At 61.5% G+C, this 23,439-nt stretch carries 17 protein-coding genes; 11 read left to right on the top strand and 6 right to left on the bottom strand.

Translation table 11 applies throughout. From position 1 onward, the window contains the following. Positions 1–347: 347 nt before the first annotated feature. The 4 genes from BM190_RS34775 to BM190_RS34760 all read left to right on the top strand — a co-directional run bounded on the left by BM190_RS34775 (position 348) and on the right by BM190_RS34760 (position 5,697). A complete protein-coding gene (locus BM190_RS34775; RefSeq protein WP_018322990.1) occupies positions 348–770 on the top strand; it encodes a response regulator in 423 nt (140 codons plus the stop codon). Next, positions 767–3,025, top strand: a complete 2,259-nt coding sequence (locus BM190_RS34770; RefSeq protein ID WP_018322989.1) for a CHASE3 domain-containing protein — start codon at positions 767–769, stop codon at positions 3,023–3,025. Before BM190_RS34775 ends, BM190_RS34770 begins: the two co-directional genes overlap by 4 nt. A 275-nt stretch (positions 3,026–3,300) precedes the next feature. After that, positions 3,301–4,479 (top strand): M14 family metallopeptidase, encoded by a 1,179-nt coding sequence (locus BM190_RS34765; protein ID WP_092262034.1) that lies wholly within the window; start codon positions 3,301–3,303, stop codon positions 4,477–4,479. 846 nt (positions 4,480–5,325) lie between these two features. Continuing rightward, positions 5,326–5,697: a hypothetical protein gene (locus BM190_RS34760; RefSeq protein WP_092262033.1), complete on the top strand. Its 372-nt coding sequence runs from the start codon at positions 5,326–5,328 to the stop codon at positions 5,695–5,697. A 93-nt stretch (positions 5,698–5,790) separates the two neighbouring features. Here the strand turns inward: BM190_RS34760 and BM190_RS39960 are convergent, their stop codons facing one another. From BM190_RS39960 to BM190_RS34745, 4 genes are all read right to left on the bottom strand, one after another. Further along, positions 5,791–6,063 carry a hypothetical protein gene (locus BM190_RS39960; RefSeq protein ID WP_143109144.1) on the bottom strand — a complete coding sequence of 91 codons (273 nt, stop codon included), beginning with the start codon at positions 6,061–6,063 and terminating at the stop codon, positions 5,791–5,793. A gap of 282 nt (positions 6,064–6,345) precedes the next feature. Next, positions 6,346–6,729 carry a hypothetical protein gene (locus BM190_RS34755; protein ID WP_143109143.1) on the bottom strand — a complete coding sequence of 128 codons (384 nt, stop codon included), beginning with the start codon at positions 6,727–6,729 and terminating at the stop codon, positions 6,346–6,348. A gap of 179 nt (positions 6,730–6,908) precedes the next feature. Continuing rightward, the gene (locus BM190_RS34750; protein ID WP_283806139.1) at positions 6,909–7,703 is read right to left on the bottom strand and encodes an alpha/beta hydrolase family protein; all 795 of its coding nucleotides are present in this window, start codon (positions 7,701–7,703) and stop codon (positions 6,909–6,911) included. Between the two features lie 357 nt (positions 7,704–8,060). Continuing rightward, on the bottom strand, positions 8,061–9,035 hold the full coding sequence (locus tag BM190_RS34745) for an ABC transporter substrate-binding protein (protein WP_092262030.1): 975 nt from the start codon (positions 9,033–9,035) through the stop codon (positions 8,061–8,063). A gap of 573 nt (positions 9,036–9,608) precedes the next feature. On the opposite strand from BM190_RS34745, the gene BM190_RS34740 reads away from it, so the two are divergent. Together BM190_RS34740 and BM190_RS34735 are read left to right on the top strand one after the other, a co-directional pair. Further along, a complete protein-coding gene (locus tag BM190_RS34740; protein ID WP_092262029.1) occupies positions 9,609–10,580 on the top strand; it encodes an ABC transporter substrate-binding protein in 972 nt (323 codons plus the stop codon). Between the two features lie 8 nt (positions 10,581–10,588). Next, positions 10,589–12,388 (top strand): cache domain-containing protein, encoded by a 1,800-nt coding sequence (locus BM190_RS34735; RefSeq protein WP_092262028.1) that lies wholly within the window; start codon positions 10,589–10,591, stop codon positions 12,386–12,388. A 19-nt stretch (positions 12,389–12,407) separates the two neighbouring features. Here the strand turns inward: BM190_RS34735 and BM190_RS34730 are convergent, their stop codons facing one another. Beyond that, positions 12,408–13,304, bottom strand: a complete 897-nt coding sequence (locus BM190_RS34730; RefSeq protein WP_092262027.1) for a DMT family transporter — start codon at positions 13,302–13,304, stop codon at positions 12,408–12,410. Between the two features lie 762 nt (positions 13,305–14,066). Between BM190_RS34730 and BM190_RS34720 the strand changes: the two genes are divergently transcribed. The 3 genes from BM190_RS34720 to BM190_RS34710 all read left to right on the top strand — a co-directional run bounded on the left by BM190_RS34720 (position 14,067) and on the right by BM190_RS34710 (position 20,571). Beyond that, complete coding sequence (locus BM190_RS34720; protein ID WP_092262026.1) at positions 14,067–17,840, top strand: vitamin B12-dependent ribonucleotide reductase; 3,774 nt, start codon at positions 14,067–14,069, stop codon at positions 17,838–17,840. Between the two features lie 308 nt (positions 17,841–18,148). Continuing rightward, a complete protein-coding gene (locus tag BM190_RS34715) occupies positions 18,149–19,954 on the top strand; it encodes a retron Ec67 family RNA-directed DNA polymerase/endonuclease (protein ID WP_092262025.1) in 1,806 nt (601 codons plus the stop codon). A gap of 101 nt (positions 19,955–20,055) precedes the next feature. Continuing rightward, complete coding sequence (locus tag BM190_RS34710; protein ID WP_092262024.1) at positions 20,056–20,571, top strand: ParB N-terminal domain-containing protein; 516 nt, start codon at positions 20,056–20,058, stop codon at positions 20,569–20,571. 171 nt (positions 20,572–20,742) lie between these two features. Here BM190_RS34710 and BM190_RS34705 read toward each other — a convergent pair whose 3' ends face one another. Then, positions 20,743–21,213, bottom strand: a complete 471-nt coding sequence (locus tag BM190_RS34705) for an SMI1/KNR4 family protein (protein ID WP_092262023.1) — start codon at positions 21,211–21,213, stop codon at positions 20,743–20,745. Positions 21,214–21,362: 149 nt separating this feature from the next. Between BM190_RS34705 and BM190_RS34700 the strand changes: the two genes are divergently transcribed. Beyond that, positions 21,363–22,157, top strand: coding sequence for a transglycosylase SLT domain-containing protein (locus BM190_RS34700; protein WP_092262022.1), 795 nt, complete (start codon positions 21,363–21,365; stop codon positions 22,155–22,157). A 117-nt stretch (positions 22,158–22,274) separates the two neighbouring features. Continuing rightward, positions 22,275–23,282: a hypothetical protein gene (locus BM190_RS34695; protein ID WP_092262021.1), complete on the top strand. Its 1,008-nt coding sequence runs from the start codon at positions 22,275–22,277 to the stop codon at positions 23,280–23,282. Positions 23,283–23,439: the final 157 nt, after the last annotated feature.

The following is a 23,439-nucleotide window of genomic DNA, read 5'->3' as shown; positions in this document are numbered from 1 at the left end:
ATGCAACAAACCCCATGGGCGGCGCCGGTGATGGCCGGGCGCCGCCCATGTCTGTTCTGCGAGCCGCTGCAGTTTCGCCAGTCGTCTTGCCGATCGCGTTCGGCCTCGCGATCCCTCGACTTTGCTTCAACCTTTCATCGAAGCCGCTCCCACTTCGCGTGCCGCGTGCGCTCACGGGCGAATCATGACGCATAGATGACGCGTGGCCCAAGATAAGGCACGGAACACGCGCCGCAGCCTATGCACCGCACCGTGCATATCTACCCCGATCCAATCCAAAATTGACCCGAGGCACGATTCGCGGATATCACCAATCACAGTGGGGACTTCGATTACTGGGAAGTGTCATGCCGCGTATTCTCGTGGTTGATGACGATCCGATGGTCGGCGCGACCATCGAGGTCCTCCTCCAACGTCAGGGCTTCGACGTCACGCTGGCCGACGGCGGCGAAACAGGACTGGCTGCGCTGGAAGCGCAGGCCTTTGAGGTGATGCTCGTTGATATATTCATGCCGCATATGCGCGGCTTCGAATCCATCCGCATCTTTCACGAGCGCGCGCCGGCTACTCCGCTGATCGCGATGTCCGGCTATGCCTTCGCCTCATCCGCCTCGCCCTCTCCCGATTTCCTCCGCATGGCGCTGGAGCTCGGGGCAACGCGCTGCCTGCGCAAGCCGTTCACGCCGGAAGCGCTGCTGACCACGATCCGGGAATGCCTCGCCGGTCCGGGCGAGAGCGCACAGCCGAAGGACAAGAAAGAAGCCCCTTGATCCCAACGCAGCGCGTCATTCTCGGTGCTGGACTTGCCATCCTCCTGATCATCACCGCGGCCTCGATCGCCCTCGACGTCAAGTCGCGGTCCGACGCGGCGTGGGTCAACCACACCGTCCAGGTGCAGAAGAAGATCTCCGATCTGCGCGTGCTGCTGCGCCGCGCCGAGAGCGCCGCCCGCGGCTATGAACTCTATCGCAGCCAGACGCTCGCCGACGAGTTTCAGGGCGTGCGGGTCCAGATCGCACCGGCGCTGGCCGAGCTGAAGCGCGGCGTGCGCGACAATCCCGATCAGGTCACGCTGCTGGAGGGCACCGAACCGCTGGCGCTGCGCCGGGTCGAGATCGCCGCCGAAGCGATGCGCCTGCGCGCGGCGAATGACCAGGCCGGCATTGCCGCGCTCAACAGCAAGGCCGAGGGCCGCGGCCTGATGGACACGGTGATGGGCAATCTCGACCATCTGAGCGCGGATGAAGAACGCCTGCTCACCGCGCGCTCCCAGGATTCACGCCGCACCGGCATCGTGCTGCTGGGCATCGACGTCGCCGGCGCCGTGCTGATCCTGCTGCTAGTGGCGCTGGTGATGCGCGAGAGCCAGCGCGCCACGGTGCAGCTGCAGAGCACGCTCGAGCAAACACAAGCCGCCAAGCACGCCCTCGAAGCGGCGGTGGCCGAGCGCACCGAGCATCTGGTGACCGCGCACGACGAACTGCGCCTGTCGGTCAACGTGCTGCAAAGCACGTTTCACAGCATGGCGGAGGCGGTGCTGGTCATCGACGCCGAGGGCAACGTCCTGCTGTCCAATCCGGCCGCGGAGCGCATGCTGCTGCATCGCGCCGGCATGAACCTGCGCAATCTGCGCGCGCTGTCAGATGTGTTTCACGGCGACGGGGTCACGCCGATGAAGGCCGACGAGCTGCCCTCGGTGCGCGTGCTGCGCGGCGAGAAGTTCGAGGATCTGGAGATGATCGTCCGCCCGCACAGCGGCAATGCTCCCCGCCATCTCATGATCAGCGGCCGGCCGATGCTGGACGGGCAAGGCGACATCACGGGCGCGGTGCTGGTCTATCACGACGCCACCATGTCGCGCGAGACCGAGCGGCAGCTGTACCAGTCGCAGAAGCTGGACGCGATCGGCAAGCTGACCGGCGGCGTCGCGCACGACTTCAACAACATGCTGACCGTGATCTCCGGCAACACCGAGACGCTGGTGGCGAGCCTGAAGCAGCAGCCCGAGCTCCAGCGCGCGGCGCGGCTGATCGACGATGCTGCCGAGCGCTGCGCCGAGCTGATCCAGCATCTGCTCGCGTTTGCGCGCAGGCAGCCGCTGCAGCCGCGCAACGTCGAGATCAACGCCGCGATCGCGGACATCGCGAAACTTCTGCGTCCCACCCTCGGCGAGCAGATCCAGATCGAGACCGTGCTTGAACAGGGGCCGATGACCGCGCATATCGATCCGTCCCGGCTCACCAATGCCGTGCTCAACATGGCGATCAACGCGCGCGACGCCATGCCGAACGGCGGCAAGCTGCTGCTGGAGACCCACCGCGTCGTGCTGGATGAGGCCTATGCACAGGCCCATGCGGACGTGGTGGCCGGCCCCTACGTCATGCTCGCCGTCAGCGACACCGGCACCGGCATGTCGCCCGACATCCAGCAGAAGGCGTTCGAGCCCTTCTTCACCACCAAGGAAGTCGGCAAGGGATCAGGCCTCGGCCTTTCCATGGTCTACGGCTTCGTCAAGCAGTCCGGCGGCCACATCAAGATCTACAGCGAAGAAAACCACGGCACCACGATCAAGCTCTATCTCCCGCCGGGCGAAGGCGCGGCGGACGTCGCAGCCGCCGCCGCGCCGCAGGTCGAAGGCGGCGCCGAGACCATCTTCGTCGTCGAGGACGACAATCTCGTGCGCAACTTCGTCACTGCGCAGCTCGAGAGCCTCGGCTACAAGACGGTTGCCGCGCCCGACGGCAAATCCGCGCTGGAATTGATCGCGGCCGGCCAGCCGTTCGATCTCCTCTTCACCGACGTCGTCATCCCCGGCGGCATGAGCGGACGCGACCTCGCCGACGAGGTGGCCAAGCTGCGGCCCGGCGTGAAAGTGCTCTACACCTCCGGCTACACCGACAACGCCATCGTCCATCACGGCAAGCTCGACGACGGCGTGATGCTGCTGACCAAGCCCTATCGGAGAAACCAGCTCGCCGAGATGATCAGGAAGGCGCTGGGCGGCGGGACAATGACGGCGAGCTAGGGCGTGTACTCATAAATCGGCGATGTCCGCCTATCCCCAACAACGGTGCAGTAGCGGACGTAGCAGGAGGTCCGAGAAGGGCCAGAAGTGTCGCCTTGGCGATGGCACGCCCGGTTTGCCCACGTTAGCGACCATCGAGCAGACACGCTGGCAGGCGCGAGTCGGGCCGATACCGAGCTACAGCGAGCCCGTCGTTCGACAAACCCATAGAGCCGTTCCAGAATGCTCGTTGCGCGCCGCAAGGGCGGTCCGCCAGCATCAACTGGAGCAATGCCATGACAGATCAGCGGAGCACCGATCGTCGCGACTTCATGCGTGCAACTACCCTTGCAGCCGTGGGGGCTGCATCATCGGTCATGTCTTCCAATCATGCTGCGGCACAAACCGCCGCCACCAAGCTGCCGGGAGGAACGGTCTACACCGGCAGTACTGTGGACGGAAAACCGGTAGTCAGCGCGCTCGGTATTGCCGACCTCGAGGCGGGAAAGGTTCATCGGCTCTTTTTCCGCGGCGTCGAAGGTCCATCAGGCCAGCCGTGGCTTGTATCTGTCACCGTCATGCGCGGAACAAGCCCAGGCAAACGGATCACTCTCACGAGCGGCGTCCACGGCGATGAAATGAGCTCGATCTATGCGGTGCAAGCCATCATCAACGGCCTCGACCCTGCCGCCATGAGCGGCGCCGTCATGGCGATATTCGATATTTCGCGCCCGGCGATAGAAAGCATGAACCGACGCTGGCCAAATTCCGGCCGAGGCACGGACCTGGTCGATATGAACCGGGTTTGGCCTGGCGACGAGAACGCCCCGAGCGCGCCGGCGCGGCATGCGGGTCTCCTGTTCAATCACCTGATCCGTCCGAACTCGGACTACGTTCTTGATTTCCATACCGGCGCGACCGGCCTCGATGCCGCCGACTTCCACCTGGCGAAAATGGACGTCCCCGAGATCAAGGCCATGGCGGAACTCTTCCCGATCTCCCAGATCTTTGACAACCCCGGCTATCCTGGGCTTCTCTCGGACGCGCTGTTCAAGGTGGGCATTCCGGCGTTCACGCCGGAGATAGGCAGTGCCCGAAAACTCGACCTGGCAATGATCCCTCGCTTCGTGGAGGGCACAATGAACGTGCTCAGGCTGCACGGCATCATCAAGAGCCCGATGGGACGGACGGGACGCGATACAAATGTCTTCGTAGCCAATGGTCTCATGCCTGTTGTTGCGACCTCGGGCGGAATTGTCGAGCATCTGACGAAGCTGACAGACAACGTCAAATCGGGCCAAAAAATTGCGATCCAGCGCAACATTTTCGGTGAGGTCGTCGCGGAATATACAAGCCCGATCGATGGTCAGATCGGCGGACTTCGCAGCGACGCCACTTCAGAGCCCGGAAATGTGCTTGCCTTCATTCTCTTCAACCGTCCGACTTCGGGCGGGGTTGAATTATACCCGGAGTAGGCGCGACCATCTGGAATTGGCCGTGGCGCGGCCGCGGTTTGTCGGATGGACTTCCATTCCACTTCGATAGGCAGCGCATCCAACGGAAACTTGGCTTCGATCGCGCCGTCGAAGATGCGACGCCTAGCATTTTCGAAGTCGAGAGTGCCGCACGTAAAGCGCTTGGCGGTCGACATTCCTGGGGCACTAACTGCAACCGGGTCTCACGATCGACGACAAGCGTGTCGCGAATGATATGGCAGTGGCCGCCAATCGTCGCGCGAGTTGAGGGAGACTCAAGCCAGAACAGCGTGCCCGTCATGGCTAGGAGGCGTACTCATAAATTGCGTTTATTCGGCAATCGCCGACTTCAGCTGATGTCCGCTTTTTGCTGCAAGACCAGACAACAGACGGTTTGGCGGCCATGTCCGCTAAGGGTCAAAAGCGGCCCTCAGGCGGCGTCACCGTGAACGTCCGCTACGGGCCAATAGCCGACCTCGCCAAGTGGCGCGCTATCGTGGTAATGTTACGCGGGATGCGTTCGGGCTCAAGTCGAGACCAACTCCATGAGAGATGAAAAGCCAAGGGGAGTTCTTAAACTCGTCAGCGGCAAGGCCGGCCCCTCGCACGACCCGGCGCCGATAGTCGCGCATGAGACGATGCGTAGCAGCGCCGAACTTGATCCGCTCGTTAGGCAGGTCGTGGCCAATGCCCCCTGATGAAAAGGTTTCGAGAGACTGTCGGCTGTAACGACGAAGCTCGAGTACGCGCCGTGATCGATGAAGTTAGAAGTTATGCCATCAGCATAGATCCCAATTTGACCTATGCCGAAGGCGCGAAACTCGCTCTTTTGCTTGCAGACTATCGATGAGCCAAATGGCCCGGTCGATCTTTCTCAAAGTCTCCCGGGGCGTGAGCCTGACTTGCTTATGCATCGTGGTGGTCGCCGTCGTTGTAGCCCCCTTGGAGCTTCTCTTTTATCCCTTCCTGAAATCCATCGGGTGCAGTTTGTCCGATGGACAGCAAGGCTTCACCTGCGACGGCTGGATCGGTGGCTTCACGTCGCCCGTTCTCAACCTGCCGATCCTGTTCAGTGACGCACGAGAGTTTACGTTTGGGCCTCAAGCGCCGTCTGGACGCGGAGTGGCGATCTATTTGTTCGACGGGATCTTCATTCTCGCGCTGGCGTATCCGCTACTGATACTCTTCGCCGGGAAAGGCCGCCGACGAGGCAGCTAACGTCCGCTTCGGGTCAGAAGCAGTCCTCCGCGACGCCGCCGTAAAGGCCAGCTATGGGCCATAAACCGACATTGCTAAATGGCACGATGACGATCATGGTCGTCCAGCAGACGGATAGAACCGCTTCAAAAACTCATCAATCTCGTTGTCGCTTGCCTGCCAACGTGGCCCACGTTCGCTTCTCAACAGGGACAGACCGAGGAGTTCTAACGGACAGCCGGCCATAAGCTGGAGCGCTCCTTTCTTCGCTATCCAGCGCTCCTCACCGTCCTTATCGATACGATCAACCGAATATCCATGTTCGATTAGCGTAAGGTATGCTGGGACTTCTGTATTGCCTGCTGCCGCAATGCTTTCGCCTGTCATCTCATTCCCCGTGGCAGGCCAGACAGGCGACACTTGACGATCGCCCTCATAAATCACAATCGACCTTGCCTGCGTTCCGCGATGACCGCAATGGGTCAAAGGCTGCCTTCGGCGACTCCACAATGGCTTTCCGCTCAGCCCTCGGAAGCGGACCGTGCGAAGCCAACAGGGGAAGTCAGCCACGGGCCAGAAACGGAAAGTGGCACGTCGGCCCAGATATCATCGATAAGCCGCGCCCTATGGTGCCCGGTCAGGATGAACCGACTCTCTAGGTAAGGCTGCTCACCCCCAATCACGAAAGGGAGCTTCGGGACGGCATTTAAGCTCCCAATGGGTGTTCTCGCTGACGTTTTCGTACTTCCAATCGATTTCGACGCTCTCGGTCAGCCGATCGATCCGGCCAGAGATGGTCGGCCTCCCATTCGCGTATTGGCTGCTGAACCCGACAAGCAAGGGAGTAATCTTCGTGATCGGTACGATCTTATCCTGGAACGACACTGTTTGATCGACGTCGTTCACAATGATGCTGAGATTGGAGAGGGGCGTAAATTCCAACTCTGCTCCGGGCTTACCCACCAACCTACTCGTTCCAGTGCAGCGTAAAGTTATTTTCGAGCTTTGCTGCTGCGCACCGACGGACTGCATCGATGCAAGCAACAGGAACACGCACACTAGTCTCATCGACGACAAGCCTCGTTGCTATGTCAGATGCTGTCTTCATGGGCTGGGATCATAGCTGCCGAGAACTGCCAGCGCAAAGGTCCGCTTTGGGTCACTTGCGGACTTTCGACCAAGCATCGACAAACGTCAGCTTTGGGCCAGAAGCGGTCATCCTCGGCCTTCAGTCACTGGCTAACGAGATGCTTCCGAAAGAACCGAATGACGCTCGTATCGAAGTCGCGATGAAAGGCTTGCCTATCGAAAGTTGGCGGGGTGTCGATGCAGATGCGCGGATTGGCCTCCGCCAGCGCAGGTGAGCAAGGCGCCAAAAATGCGTAGTGATCGGCCGGGACAACGTGAATTTCGGGTGGCCCCGGTAGGATACCGGCCAAGCGGCTCGTGCCTCCCGCATCCACACCGTATCCACCCAACTCGGACCGCCAGACTTGCAATGGAATTTGTACGCCTTTCACGCTTTCCTGGGTGAAGGCTGTCGACAAGGCAGCATCGGCCAGCACAGCCGCTTTGATCCTCGTATCCCGCGGCAGGCTGGGCAAGCTTGCGCCGCTATGGAGTTCCGCACAGGAGCCAATCTTCGATGTGCATCGGGCAGCAAAGCGCTCCGTATCTGGATTGGCGCCTGCGAGCACTAGTCCGGTGTAGCCGCCTAGAGAGAAGCCGAAGAGACCTATTCTGTCATGGTCGACGACATCTCGGTCTTTCCAATCCTTTAGTAGGAAGTTCAATAAGCGGACCATGTCGGCCGGTCGCGATCCCCATACCGACAAAGTATCGCGTCGTGACGAATCGTTGGCGTTGTCTCCGGGATGATTGATGGCAGCAACTGCAAAACCAGCGTCCGCTAATGCTTCCGCGGTGTCGTGATGCGCTCCGAACCACGCACCTCGGCCGTGGGAGAAAATGACCAATGGCAACTTTGCCGGCGATATCGAACAATCCTTTACGCCCCTAAGACTCATAACTGCCGGTGGTGCAAGCTCGCCGAGTGGTACATCGCTCGGGTCGGCTGAGCACGGATACCAAATAGCGCCTTCAAGCCCCGGCCCCTGTAGGAGCTGAAGCCCAGCCCCTCGCGCAGGAATGGACAAAGAACACAGGATGAGAAAGCAAGACAAATACTTCGTGATCACTAAATGACCCCAATCGATAAACCTACTGCGGCAAGCAACATAGTAAGATTGTGTCAATATTCGCAGCAGTCTCCGGTTGTGTGGGAGAAATGTCGGCTTTGGGTCAAAAGCAGCCCTCAGGCGGCGTCACCGTGAACGTCCGCTACGGGCCATGAACGGACTCATGCACCGCCGCAATTTTCGTCGCTATTCGATCACCTCGTCGGCGCGGATAAGCAACGAGGGCGGCACGGTGAGGCCGAGCGCTTTCGCAGTCTTCAAATTGATCACCAGGTCGAATTTGCTCGGCTGTTCTACCGGCAGGTCGGCGGGCTTGGTGCCTCTGAGGATTTTGTCGACATAGCCGGCTGCACGGCGGTACAGATCGGCAAAATCGGGGCCGTAGACGATTAACCCCCCGAGGTCGGCGCATCGTCGGAACAAGTAGCTTGTCGGCAGATGATGTTTCGCGGCGAGCGCGACAATTCGCGGAGCCTGGAAAAAAGTTAGACCATCACCCAGATCGAGGACGGCATCGGCATGTTGGGCGGCGGCCGATGCAAAGCCGACGTCGAGTTCCTCGGCCGTCGTCGCTTCAACTGTCAGCAAGGCCACACCGAGCCTCTGGGCCGTGCGAGACAAAAATTCTCCGAAGTTAAGTCTGTGCATCGGATTGTTCGGATTGACCAAGAGCGCGATTTTCGAGGCGCTGGGGACGAGTTCCCTGAGGATCTCGAGGCGTTTCGCGCCGAAGTCATCGGGAACCATGGTCGCAAGGCCTGTTATGTTGCCGCTTGGTCGCGAGAGGCTTGGCACGATGTCGAGCCCCAGCGGATCGGCCACAGCCACGAAGACAATCGGAATGGTGGAGGTTGCTGATTTCAGGGCTTGCGCTGCCTGCGGTCCCGGGGCGACGAGCACATCGGGAATTAAGGCAACCAACTCGGCGGCCAAAGCTGGCAGACGATCCGGGGCATAACGATATTCGACAAGCAGGTTCTTGCCCTCGATCCAACCCTTCTCCCGCAAGCCGCTGAGCCATGCGGCATGAATCGGATCGCGAGCCGGCTCATCTGCCCAAACGCCAAGGAAACCCATCCGCCGAGGCTTCGTTTGGGCATGCAAATGGCTCGGCGGAACGAGCAGCGCCGCAGTGCCCGCTATGAACTCCCGCCGCTTCATTCGATCCTCATCGCAGATTGAGGACGATGGAACGCAGAGTATCACGTCTCGATAGTTGTTGCACTCACTGCGGGTAGATGCGGGGCGTGTGGGCGCAGGACCGCTTTGGGTCACAAGCCGTAGTATTCCGGCCGATCAGAAGATCTCCGCTCGTCCCTCAGCAGCGGACATTGCCTTTTATGAGTACAGGCTCTAGGGCGTGAACTGCCGAAGGCGCGCTGCAGTCACACCCTGTAACGGGTCAAGGGCACTGGCTCAGGATGTGAGTTCCGGTTGTCCTCTTAAGACGCGTAGCCCGCCCGGATCCGCCGCCGAGGTGTTCTGACACCGCGCTATGCACCAAGTAAGGCCGTTTTGATCTCGATCGGGCCGGTCTCAAGCAAAACTCAAGCGCACCTCAAGGACAAATCGTCCCACCAGCCCAATCTCTGAGCATGCTCTCAGCGACAAATGTTGGAGCCGGTGTCGCGACAGTCCGCTTGCGGAGCGCGATACCGAGCGCAGTCATCAGATGCACAGCTAGGATCTTGGTCTGCGGCCGGAATTGACGGCGCAGCTTCGACAGGTGCTCGCATGAAAAGACGAGAGTTCATCTTGTTGATTGGTGGAGGACTGGCCTGGCCTGCGATCGCACGGGCGCAGGGCGGAGCCAAGCTGCATCGAATCTTCTGGGTCTCCACCGAGTCCCAACCAGATCCCTTCCTGGACGGCTTTCGCGAGGGAATGCGCGCGCTGGGATACGTCGAGGGCAAGACCGTGACCTTCGAGACGCATTATGCCCCCGGAGATCCGCAGGCACTGCGCAAGATCGTCTCCGAGTTGCAGCGAGGGGATATCGACCTTGTGGTCTCGAGCGGTCCGGCGACACGCGTCATGACTGCGGTCACCGACATCCCCGTGCTGTTTGCATTGAGCGGTGACCCCGTCGCTTTGGGTGTGGTGAAGAGCCTTGCTCACCCCGGCACCAATTTCACCGGCAGCACATTCCTGTCGCTCGAGCTGGCAGGAAAGCGCGTTGAGCTGCTCAAGGACATTTATCCAAAGCTGCGAAAACTGGCGGTTCTCTCCAACACGGATCATCCGGGAGAGCCACTGGAATGGCGTGCGACTTTGGAGTCGTGCCGGAAGCTCGGCATTGAGGCAGCCTACGTTCCGTTCTGTGGCGCTCGCGAAATCGAGAATGGGTTGATGGCCGCCGGCAAAGTGGACGCGGATGCTCTCCTCGTGTTTCCCGATGTCGTGACGCTGGTGCATCGTGCGAAGATTGCGGAGTTTGCAATCGCGCACCGGCTGCCTTCGATGTTTGGCTGGTCTGAATATTGTGACGCTGGAGGTCTCTTGAGTTACGGCGCAAACCAGCGCACGACCTATTTTCGGCTTGCCACTTATGCCGATCGCATCCTGCGCGGTGAAAATCCGTCAGATCTTCCGGTGATGCGCCCCGAGAAGTTTGAACTGGCAGTCAATCTGAAGACAGCCAGGCTTCTGGGTATCGACCTGGATGTGTCGTCGATCCTGTTTCGCGCCAGCAAGGTGATCTCCTGAGAGTAGTTATGACGGACGGTGCTGCGCAGTCCTCTTCGTGTACGATGCCCCCGCGTCGCTCGCTGTTCTGCAAGTACTTCGCGACGTTGTTTGTCGCTGCGGTCGTGCCTCTGATACTCGGCGCGGCCGTCGAGGCTTCTTTCGGTTACCGAGACCAGCGCCGCCAGATCAGCGCGGTGCTGCAGGCCGATGCTCGGTCGGCGTCCGACAGGATCGAGGCGTTCACGGATGGCATCCGAGATCAGCTGGGTTGGATGGTGCAGCTTCCCTGGTCTGTCGGAGACGATGCGCAACACAAGATCGATGCCTTGCGCCTCCTCCAGCAGGTGCCCGCAATCGTTTCGGTTTCGCTGCTGGATGAGACCGGTGCCGAACGGGTCTTTGTTTCCAGGCTGCATCTGAACAGGACCGGGCGCGGCATTGATATGTCTACGGATCCCGCTGTTCTGGGCGCACGCGCCAACAAGGTTTGGTACGGACCGGTTCAGTACCAGCGAGATTCAGAGCCCTACATGAGGATCGCGGTTGCCGGGAGCCTGCCGGCCGCGGGGGTTGCGATCGCCGAGGTCAATCTGAAGCTGATCTGGGATGTCATCGCAGCCATTAGAATTGGCGAGACCGGCTACGCCATTGTTGTCGATGATTCCGGTCATCTGATCGCACATCCCGATATCAGTCTGGTCCTGCGCGGCCGCGCCAGCTCGGGCAGCTTCGGCCGGATCAAGCATCTCGCCGGCGCGGCGAGCGGAGCGGCGGCGATAACCGGGGACCGAGGCAACCCGGTGGTGGCACTATCCGTTCAGGCCGCCGATGTGGGATGGACGGTGATCGCGATGCAGCCGGTCTCGGAAGCCTTTGCATCAATTCGCGCGGCGTTGTGGCGCTCGTCAATTCTCATTGTCTTTGGTGTTCTCATCGCGCTGGCGCTCGCCTATTGGCGCGCGCACAGAATGTCCGGCCCGATCAAGCAACTTGAAGAGGGCGTGGAGCGGATCAGAACTGGACAATTCGAGCATCGCATCAAGATCTTCAGCGGTGACGAGTTGCAGCAACTGGCGTTGCGCTTCAATGAAATGGCTTCTGAACTGGCGATCTCGCAGCAGAAATCTGTGCGGATCGAACGGCTGAAGCAGTTCCTGCCGTCACAGGTCGCCGAACTGGTCGAGCATTCTCATGAACTGCTCGAAGGGCAGCGACGTGAAGTAGCCGTCATTTTTGGCGACTTACGCGGCTTCACGGCGTTCTCCACGCGCAATGAGCCCGATGTCATCATGGCCGTCATGCGCGAATACTACGAGGCCGTCGGCGCCGTGACGACTCGTCACGAGGCAACGCTCATCGGCTTTGATGGCGACGGAGTCATGCTCCTGGTCAATGCCCCGGTCGCATGCGAACAGCCGGCAACTCAAGCGGTCCGACTCGCGATCGACCTGCAAATGACGGTGCAGTCCCTTGCCGGCAAATGGTGCGACGCCGGCCACGCGATCGGCTTTGGTGTGGGCGTTGCCATGGGACCGGCAACGGTCGGAACGGTTGGTTATAACGGTCGGCTGGACTACACGGCGATGGGAGCCGTGGTGAATTTGGCGTCGCGGCTCTGCAATCTCGCGAAGGACGCGCAGATCCTGGCTGATCCCACTATCGCTGGAAGGGTAAGGGATAGCGTTCCGTTGGCATCGCTCGGACAGCGGACCATCAAAGGCTACGACCAGGCCCTCGAAGTCTTTGCTGTCGCACCTGCTGACCTGCGGTTGAAACCGCCGGGCTCCGGACAACGCCGGCGGGAGAAAGAGCCTCAGGACCACTGATACCCCGGCGTCCGGGGGGCTAACGCGTCGCCAGCACCACCGCCGCCAGCGTGAAGATCAGCGCCGCGATCTGCCCTGCCCCCAGCGGCTCGCCGAGCGCGATCGCGGAGGCGACGACGCCGATGACGGGCACCGCCATGGTGCCGATCGCGGCGACCGAGGCCGGCAGGCGGGCCAGTGCTGCGAACCAGCTGACATAGGCGATGCAGAACTGCACCACGGTCGAATAGACCAGGAGCCACCAGCCGACCGGCGTCACCTGGGACAGATGCGTGGTCTCGACCAGGAGGCCGATGATCGAGATCGGTAGGCAGCCGATCCCGATCTGCCAGGCCGCGGCCGTGATCGGCGGCAGATGGATCGGGTACTTCTTCGAGAACACCGTGCCGACGGCAAAGCCCAGCGCGCCGCACAGCGCCATGATGATGCCAGGCAGCTTCTCAACGCTGGCGGCGATGCCGTTGCCGCCCATGATCGAGGCGAGGCCGACGAAGGCCATCACCAGCCCCAGCGTGCGCGGCACGGTCGGCCGCTCGCCGAGCACCGGCCAGGCGATGATCGAGGCCCAGACCGGCATCGTATAGGCGATCAGCGCCGCCTCGCTCGCCGGCAGCCAGAGCAGCGCCAGGCCCATCAGCACCATCCAGCCGGTGACGTTGAGCACGGCGGCGGTGAGGAGGCGCGGCCAGATCGCGGGGTCCACCGTGAGGCTCTGCCGGCGGAGGACCGCCAGCGCCGCCAGCAGCACCGCCCCCAGCACGCCGGTCACCCCGCGCAGCGTCAGCGGCGGCAGCTCGGAGAGCAGGAATTTCGTCACCGGCCAATTGAAGCCCCAGCCGATCGAGGTGATGGCAAGGAACATCAGGCCGGCCGGGGCGATGCGCGGCCGCGCAGCCCGGCGGGTCGAATCAAGCATGTGGGTGGTCCGGCAAAAATCGACCCTCAGCTTGGCCCGGATTCGCCCCTCTCACCACCACCTCGGCGGGCATGCCTGCCCTCACCTTCCGTAGGGCTACGTGAGTCCCGCTGACGCAATCCCATTGCTCAAAAATATACCTGCCCTGTGAACAGCTGGATGAAGCATCCGCAGCACCACGGGATGCAAATTTTTTCGGTTGGGAATCTGTGAGGACTCACTGATACTTGCCTCCACAACAGGCGCGGGCTTGCCCCCTGTTATCCCCCGCAATCCACCATATTTAGTATTTGATTCAGGAACTCGCACTAGTTCTTGACGGGCGCAACGGAGAGTCCTAGCTTTCGGTCCGTTCGGCGCGAGTGAGTTTGCGTCCCGCCGGCACTCCCCCAAAGGGTCTCGCAAATCTCAACTCCGCCAAGCCAGCCAAAGGCAGCGGATGAGGGCTTGTCTGCCCGCGAAAGGCGGACTTTTCGGGCGCCAGAACGGGCCGGCAAAAGGCTCGAATGGCATCGGTAGAAGTGACGTTGTGGGGCGTTGAACGCATGTCGGGCTCATCCCCTTGGGGGCGGATGTGTCTGGACATGCCGGCGGATGATCGGTGCGCGCATCGAGCCATCGCGTCGGGAGAACAAGAGCCGGATCCACCGGCTGAACTGCGGCGCCAAAGGCCGAATGGCTGACAGCGCCGCGAAACGAAATGTCGACCGGCACGCCTGAACGGAGGCGGGACCGGTCAAAACTTAAGGACGGGGCAAGACGATGCGGATTGAGCGGCGCCACACCACGGCAGGACAGTCACCTTACGCGGGAATCGATTTCCGCCAGACCACGTCGGAGATCAGGAATCCCGACGGCTCGGTCGTGTTTAAACTTGATGGCGTCGAGGTCCCGACCGAGTGGTCGCAGGTCGCCTCCGACGTGCTCGCCCAGAAGTATTTCCGCAAAGCCGGCGTCGCCGCGCGCCTGAAGAAGGTCGAGGAGGAATCCGTCCCCTCCTTCCTGTGGCGCTCCGTGCCCGATACTGACGCACTCGCCGCGCTGCCCGAGAAGGAGCGCTATGTCAGCGAGCTCAGCGCAAAGCAGGTGTTCGACCGCCTCGCCGGCTGCTGGACCTATTGGGGCTGGAAGGGCAAGTACTTCTCGACCGACGAGGACGCCCAGGCGTTCTACGACGAGCTCCGCTACATGCTCGCCATGCAGATGGTCGCGCCGAACTCGCCGCAATGGTTCAACACCGGCCTGCACTGGGCCTATGGCATCGACGGCCCCGGCCAGGGCCATTATTACGTCGACCCCTTCACCGGCAAGCTGACCCGCTCGAAATCGTCCTACGAGCACCCGCAGCCGCACGCCTGCTTCATCCAGGGCGTCGGTGACGACCTCGTCAACGAGGGCGGCATCATGGACCTCTGGGTCCGCGAAGCGCGCCTGTTCAAATACGGCTCCGGCACCGGCTCCAACTTCTCGCGTCTGCGCGGCGAAGGCGAAAAGCTCTCCGGCGGCGGCCGCTCATCCGGCCTGATGAGCTTCCTCAAGATCGGCGACCGCGCCGCCGGCGCGATCAAGTCGGGCGGCACCACCCGCCGCGCCGCCAAGATGGTCGTGGTCGACGTCGATCACCCCGACATCGAGACCTATATCGACTGGAAGGTGAAGGAGGAGCAGAAGGTCGCCGCCCTCGTCACGGGATCCAAGATCAACCAGAAGCACCTCAAGCTGGTGCTCAAGGCCTGCGTCAACTGCGAAGGCTCGGGCGACGACTGCTTCGACCCCGAGAAGAACCCTGCCCTCCGCCGCGAGATCAAGCTCGCGCGCCGCAGCCTCGTGCCTGACAATTACATCAAGCGCGTCATCCAGTTTGCCAAGCAAGGCTACAAGGACATCCAGTTCGACACCTACGACACCGACTGGGACAGCGAAGCCTATCTCACCGTCTCCGGCCAGAACTCCAACAACTCGGTCTCGCTGAAGGACGACTTCCTCCGCGCCGTCGAGACCGATGGCGACTGGAATCTCAACGCCCGCACCTCCAAGAAGGTGACGAAGACGCTGAAGGCGCGCGACCTCTGGGAGAAGATTGGCTACGCCGCCTGGGCGTCGGCCGACCCGGGCCTGCACTTCAACACCACGATGAACGACTGGCACACCTGCAAGGCGTCCGGCGACATCCGCGCGTCCAATCCGTGCTCGGAATACATGTTCCTGGACGACACGGCGTGCAACCTGGCCTCCGCGAACCTGCTGACGTTCTACAACGCCGAGACCAAGCAGTTCGACGTCAGGGGTTATGAGCACCTCTGCCAGCTCTGGACCATCGTGCTCGAAATCTCGGTGATGATGGCGCAGTTCCCGTCGAAGGCGATCGCCGAGCTCTCCTATGAGTTCCGCACGCTCGGCCTCGGCTACGCCAATATCGGTGGCCTCCTGATGACCATGGGCCTGTCGTATGACAGCAAGGAAGGCCGCGCGCTCTGCGGCGCCCTCACCGCTGTGATGACCGGCATCACCTACAAGACCTCCGCGGAGATGGCGGCCGAGCTCGGCACCTTCCCCGGCTACAAGAAGAACGCCGCGCACATGCTGCGCGTGATCCGCAACCACCGCCGCGCCGCGCACGGCGAGGCCTCCGGTTACGAGGCGCTCAGCGTCAACCCGGTGCCGCTCGACCACGCCTCCTGCCCGCAACAAGACCTCGTCACCCATGCCAAGGCGGCCTGGGATGCGGCGCTCGCGCTCGGCGAGCAGCACGGCTATCGCAACGCCCAGACCACGGTGATCGCGCCGACCGGCACGATCGGCCTCGTGATGGACTGCGACACCACTGGCATCGAGCCCGACTTCGCGCTGGTGAAGTTCAAGAAGCTCGCCGGCGGCGGCTACTTCAAGATCATCAACCGCGCGGTCCCCGCAGCGCTGCGCGCGCTCGGCTATCGCGAAGCTGATATCGCGGAGATCGAGGCCTACGCCGTCGGCCACGGCTCGCTCTCCAACGCCCCCGGCATCAACGCCTCGACGCTGAAGGCAAAAGGCTTCACCGATGAAGCCATCGCCAAGGTCGAAAAGGCCCTGCCGACCGCCTTCGACATCAAGTTCGCCTTCAACAAGTGGACGTTTGGCGAAGATTTCATTCGCGACCAGCTCGGCATCGGCGCCGAGGCGATCGCGGCCCCCGGCTTCGACCTGCTCCAGGCGGTCGGCTTCACCAAGCGCGAGATCGAGGCGGCCAACGTCCACATCTGCGGCGCCATGACGGTGGAAGGTGCGCCGCACCTCAAGGCCGAGCACTATGCGGTGTTCGACTGCGCCAATCCCTGCGGCAAGATCGGCAAGCGCTATCTGTCGGTCGAGAGCCACATCCGCATGATGGCGGCGGCGCAGCCCTTCATCTCGGGTGCGATCTCCAAGACCATCAACATGCCGAACGATGCAACTGTGGAGGACTGCAAGTCCGCCTACATGCTGTCGTGGAAGCTGGCGCTGAAGGCCAACGCGCTCTATCGCGACGGCTCGAAACTCTCCCAGCCGCTCAACTCGCAGCTCATCAGCGATGATGAGGACGAGGACGATGCGGTCGAGAGCCTCTACGAGAAGCCGATGGCCGCACGCGCGACCCAGGTCTCGGAGAAGATCGTCGAGAAGCTGGTCGAGCGCATCATCGTGATGCGCGAGCGCGAGAAGATGCCGGATCGCCGCAAGGGCTACACCCAGAAGGCGGTCGTCGGCGGCCACAAGGTGTACTTGCGCACCGGCGAATATGACGATGGCCGTCTCGGCGAGATCTTCATCGACATGCACAAGGAAGGCGCGGCGCTCCGCTCCTTCATCAACAACTTCGCCATCGCGGTGTCGCTCGGCCTGCAATACGGCGTGCCGCTGGACGAATATGTCGACGCCTTCACCTTCACCCGCTTCGAGCCGGCGGGTCCCGTGCAGGGCAACGACAGCATCAAGTACGCGACCTCGATCCTCGACTACGTCTTCCGCGAGCTCGCGGTGAGCTACATGTCGCGCTTCGACCTCGCCCATGTCGATCCCAACGAGACCGGCTTCGACGCGCTCGGCAAGGGCGTCGAGGAAGGCAAGGAGCCGGACGAGGACGGCGGCCACCACGCCACCCGCCTGGTCTCGCGCGGCCTCACCCGCTCGCGGACCGACAACCTCGTCGTGATGCGCGGCGGCAGCGCCGCGATCGCGCCGGGCAATGACGGCGCCCCCACCGGCGGCAGCAAGGTCACCGCGCTCGCCTCGCACGGCACCAGCGCCCGCGTCGGCGACGCCCTCGAAGGCGCCGTCGCCCTGAAGCAGGAGGCAGCCCACGACCTCTCCCCCACGGAGAAACTCGAGGCGCTGCAATGGAGCAAAGCCGGCAGCACCGCCCAGACCCTCGTCCCCACCAAGGCCGAGCGTCGCGCCGAAGCCAAGGCCAAGGGCTACGAAGGCGAGATGTGCAGCGAGTGCGGCAACTTCACGCTGGTGCGGAATGGGACCTGCATGAAGTGCGATACTTGCGGCAGCACGACGGGGTGTTCGTGAGGGGATAGATCTCGACGATCATCATTATACCCGAGCATCCAGGAAAGGCGGCCGAGAGGCCGCCTTTCCTTTGACGTGTCGACGAAAGTACAAGCCGTGCACCTCTCCGATTCAACACGCTAGGCTTGCACAAATATGAATCTGTTCTGAGCTCACCGGAAGCTTACAGGCAGATTTGTTATCGTGTTTCGCGATATATGATCCAACGGCAGGAGCGCTGCTCCTGAGCGATGCTCAATGATCTCCAGGTATGATGGCCTGCGCGGCGCGTAGGAGTGCCTGTAAGCCATTTGTTCTGGTGAAACGCATTGTCCAGCCTACACGCGCTCCGCGCAGCAACAACCAGGAATGATCTGGCAGTTCTCCTCGGTTACAAACCTAGTGCACTGTCGTTTATAGTCTACCTGACACCGCCCACCGCAAAATACACGACATTTGACATAGCAAAGAAGGGAGGCGGGACACGGCGAATCGATGCGCCGACTCCGCGTCTCAAAGGGCTGCAAAAACGACTCGCTGATTTGCTGTACGAATGCCTTCGCGAGATAGAGGAGTCCGAACCACGAAAAAACAAGCTTTCGCACGCGTATCGCAAGCAGTTCTCGATTATCACCAATGCCAAGTCACACAAATCGAGGCGATACGTACTGAACCTTGATCTCGAAGGTTTCTTTCCTAGCCTCAATTTCGGCCGGGTGCGCGGCTTCTTTCTTACAAACAATCACTTTAAGTTGGCACGCCCAATCGCGACGCTAATCGCCCAGATCGCGTGCAACAATGGTACCCTTCCCCAGGGAAGTCCGTGCTCTCCGATAATATCGGAACTGCTGACTCATTTTCTCGACATGCGCCTTGTTCGACTAGCCGGGAGAAACAAGTGCTCCTATACGCGCTACGCGGACGACATCACCTTCTCCACGAACCAAAAAGAATTTCCCGAGGCACTTGCTGTTGCGGTCGCTGAGGGATGGAGTCTCGGCGACGAATTGCGATCCCGTATTGAAGATGCAGGCTTCTCGATAAACGAGTCCAAAACAAGGATGCAGGTACGCGGAAGTTGTCAGACTGTAACGGGGCTAACCGTGAACGAGAAAGTCAACGTGCCGCAACGCTATTACAAGTTAGCGCGTGCAATGACGCATTCGCTTCTTTCGACAGGAAGCTATTTGCGCGACGGCATCTCTGAGACGTCCGTACAACGTCTCGAGGGTATCTTGGACTATATCTATAATATTAGGGAGCGGCAGATCGACATTGCGCTATCCGCAGAGAAGGACGCGGCAAAACGCAAAAAGCTGCTATCAGACCGAGTCGAACACACGAACGAATATCCTTCGGCTATTCGCAAGATTTACTACCGACTTGTATTCTTCAAACATTTTGTAGACCCAACAAAGCCACTCATCATCTGCGAGGGGCCAACTGATCCTGTTTATTTGAAAAGTGCGATCCGCAGACTCGCGAGCGCTCATCCAAAATTGACCTCCGTTAGAGGCAGCGACATCCTTTTAAACGTGGCATTTTTCAAATATTCGAAGCAGTCGCGGGACCTCCTCCAAATGCGCGGCGGCTCTGGCGATCTGAAATACTTCCTCGAAGGCTGGAAAGAAGAACTGGCAAGGCACAAGCATCGTCCAATGAAGCATCCGATAATTGTGCTGATCGATAATGACGATGGAGCAAAGTCGATATTCGGAATCTTGAGAGGCAAATTTGGGCAGAGCATTGGCCTCGCAACGGACCTACCATTCTATCATCTCGACGGTCCGCTGTACCTCGTTAAAACTCCGACTAGGGGCGCTGATCACAAATCGTGCCCTGAAGATTTTTTTGAATCTCACGTGCTAGCGACGAAAGTTGATGGCAAGATCTTCAATCCCGATAAAGAACACGATGCTCCTGGAGAATACGGTAAGGTCATTTTTGCAGAAAAGGTTATCCGCCCGCTAGCCGGTAGTATCGACTTCTCGGGTTTCGAGCCTTTACTTGCGCGGATCGAGGCAGTAATCGAAGATTATTCGAAACGAACAGCAACGCGGCCGCCACCTCCACTTGCCGCAGTTCGTCCAACAGCTTCGCGCGCCAAGCGAGCGGTTGTGGCCGCGAAGCCATGAGAGCCTGAACTCGAATTGCCTTTGCGGTCGAGCCCTTCCCTCCTAAACTCCGACCTCACCGGCATAGGTTCCGTCGGGCCCGGTAGAAGCGGAGTACAGGTATGCCCAAACCGGAAAGCTTCCCGATCGAGAAGATCTTCGTTCCCACGAAGCAGAAGAAGGCCATCAAGCCCGAGACCGTCGCGGAGGTCGCGGAAAGTATTATGGAGATCGGACAACAGGAGCCCATTTCCGTTCGGCTCGACGGAGACCGCCTCGTTCTGGTCGAGGGACTGCATCGGTTAGAGGCCTGCAAGGCGCTCGGCGAGACGACCATTCTCGGTGTCCTGGTCCCGGCAGAGCTTGCTCAAGCCAAGCCGCTGCTCGCCGAAAGACCTGAAGTCGAGGCAGAGCGCATCAAGATGGCGCGATTGAAACAGTTGCGCCTGGAAAAGGAAGCCGCAGAGGCATCGACGGCTGCCTTGAAGGGCGCTGGCGCAACGGAATCGCCGCGCACCCGTCTGGCGAAAGGCGTCCGCGACAATCCGAAGGCATCACCGGGCCGGACTGCGAAGGCGGCACCGAAATCATTGTCGGCCTGGATCACGCAGCAAAAGGGCAGCGGCGGCCGCTATTGATGGCCGGCAATTAGCTCATGGAGCGCGTAGCCGGATGGAGCGCAGCGAAATCCGGGGCGGTATATCCTGTGGCAACATCCCGGATTGCACTGCGCTCCATCCGGGCTACCAAATTTCAGTGACAGTGCACTCAACTCCTTGGGTCTGATCTTTGCGGACTAATCTCCGAACTCACGCCTCCCCCAACCCGAGAATAAAGCTCTCAAGATCAGGCGCCAGTTGGTTCGTATTCGCGAAATCGGCGAACTCTTCGCCACCGTCCGGCGGCTCACGCTCGTGCTCCCAGTAGAACACCTGGCCATAGCTGTCCGGCTCGAGGCTCAGCAGGAACAGGTCGCCGCCGGGATCGGGCGCGAAGGGGCAGCTCAGGCGGGGGATTCGGTTCATGCTCCGATACATGTCGTAATTGTCGATGACGCCGTAGCTGTCGGTCGGATGGGTCGTGAACAGCAGGTCCAGAACGGTGCGGTCGTTGCGCCAGGGCAGCTCGACGCCGCAGGGCTCGAAGCCGCCGCCGTCGGATTGCGCCAGCAGCGCCTTGTAGGGCGCGGGCAGCGGCGCGCCGATATGTTGTTCCAGCGCGCGGATGGCGTCGGCGGACGCCGGTGGGCGTCGATTGTCCATGAGATCGAGATAGTTCATGGGCCTAGGCGTCCTGTCCCGTGGTCATGAAGTCGCCGCCACTGTGGCCGAGCGCTCCGTCTATGCTACGTGATCCCAGCTGCATGGTCTTCATGTCTTGATGGTGGCGCCATGCATCATCGTCTCCGCGATTTACGCCCACAGCGCCCATGCCAAGGAAAAGCAAGCTCCTCCTCCGCCTTCGCAGTGTCCGGCGGAGCGTCCAGTGGGCGCGAAAGAAGTTTGCGCGCGCGCCGCGGATGGTCCGGATCGCGGGCATCGTCTTGATCCTTCTGGCAACCCTCGCGCTCCTCAACATCGCCTATCACATCATCCGCAAGCCAACCGAACTCTTCGCCGTCGTCGGTCACGCCCTCGACAAGGAGCCGGCCGAGACCTGGGCGAGATACGGGCCGCTCTTCCACACCTATTCCACGGCTGCGATCACGCCGGAATTGCTGGCCGCGCTGGCGCAGGTCGAGAGTTCGGGCAATCCGGTGGCGCGCACCTATTGGCGCTGGCGGTGGAGTCTTAATCCGCTGGCGATTTACAAGCCCGCCTCCAGCGCGGTCGGCCTCTTCCAGATGACCGATCCGGCCTTCGCGGAGGCCGCACGGTTCTGTATCCGAGGCAACGCGGTCACGCAAACCGGCTGCGGGTCTCCCTTCCTCTACATCCGCGCGATCCCGAGCCACGCCATCGAGCTGGCTTCGGTATATCTGGACCGCCAGGTGGCGCTGGTTCTCACCCTCGCCGGCGATGTGAAGCCGAGCGCGCAGCAGAAGCAGGATCTGGCCGCCTTCATCCATCTCTGCGGCGCAGGTCCCGCGGCGGCCTATGCGCGGCGCAAGTTTGTGATGATCGCCGGGACACGCTGCGGCGATCATCTCGTCGCGGGGTATGTCGCCAGGGTCAATACGATGAAGCGGCAGTTTGCGCGGCTGGCGGCGGACCAGGATCATTGAAGAGCACAGCCCCGCTCCCGTCCCGCCATAATTTTTCCTTTGCACGCGCGTTGTGTTGGACAGTGGCGAGACCTATCCTTCCCTTGATCGGACTGCCTCCCATTGACGCCCGACCGGATGGAGAGCGCATCGGTGCCTGACACGAACGACCCCAAACCTGACACCAGCAAGCCTGATGCCCCCAAGCCGGACGAGGCGCGCGCCGATAGCGGGTTCGCGCAGGCCTACGACCGGATCAAGAGCGCGGAGCAGGACCTGGCGCGGCTGGACCGACTGGTTTCCGGAATGGAACGCGAGAGCGAGAGCCCGCGGGCCTCACGTGCAAGCGCCGCGCCGGCGGCAGCCGCCACTCCCGGAGACGAGGCGCCGAAGCCCGATGCCAGGGTTCCGAGCCCCTACGTTCCGAATACCGGGGGTCGCGATCGCGGCTTGAAGAAAGATCCGGCCATGATGCGCGCCTTGGTCATTCTCGTGCTGGCGATCGCCCTGCTCGGTGCCGCCGTCGCTTCGCAATATCGCGATGAGGCCCAATCGATCGGCCAGTCGATCATGGCGCGATGGGCTCCGCCGGCCGCGAGCACGCCCCCGCAGGCGTCCGCGGTGGAAAACCCGGTGCAGCCGCCCGTCGTGCTGCTGGCTGCTGCGGATGAACCGAGCCCGGTGGCCGCGCCGCCAGTGCCCAAGGAAACGGACAGCGCCCCAAAGTCCGGCGCCGCGGCGCCTGAGGCGTCGTCATCGGAGCTGGCGCAATCGCTCAAGGCCATCACCAGCGAGCTTGCGAGCATCAACGGCAAGCTCGAGCAACTGAAAAGCCGGAGCGAGCAGACCCTGCGCGAGCAGGCCGACACCATTCAACAGCTCAAGACAGCGCAAGAGAAGGATGCGGCGGACAATGCGCGCCTCGCCGCGCAGGTCCAGGCGCTGCAAACGCAACTGACCGCGTCACCGGCGTCATCCGCTTCTGCAGCCGCCAAGCCGGTCGCGCGCAGCGTGGTGAACAACGATTCGGCTGCGCGTGCCCGGGCGCACGTACCAGACGCCGCGCCACGGCGGCCGAGGCCGCCCCCGCGCGGCCCGTGGATGCCGCCGCCCTACGATCCTTATTACGGCGATCCGGATTGGTGAGCGAGCTGCCGTAGGGTAGGCAAAGCGACTTGTCCGCCGTAGCTCGAAGAGCGAAGGCGGAAGCGTGCCCACGTCTTGGCTGATCGAGGAGAAGACGTGGGCACGGCGCAAGTGCGCCTTTGCCCACCCTACGAAGCTACTATGCTCTCCGCTCGCC

Source organism: Bradyrhizobium sp. Rc3b (assembly GCF_900114915.1).
Taxonomy (GTDB): domain Bacteria; phylum Pseudomonadota; class Alphaproteobacteria; order Rhizobiales; family Xanthobacteraceae; genus Bradyrhizobium.
Note: the sequence above shows the minus strand (reverse complement) of the source record. Positions and strands in the feature narration are given on the sequence as shown.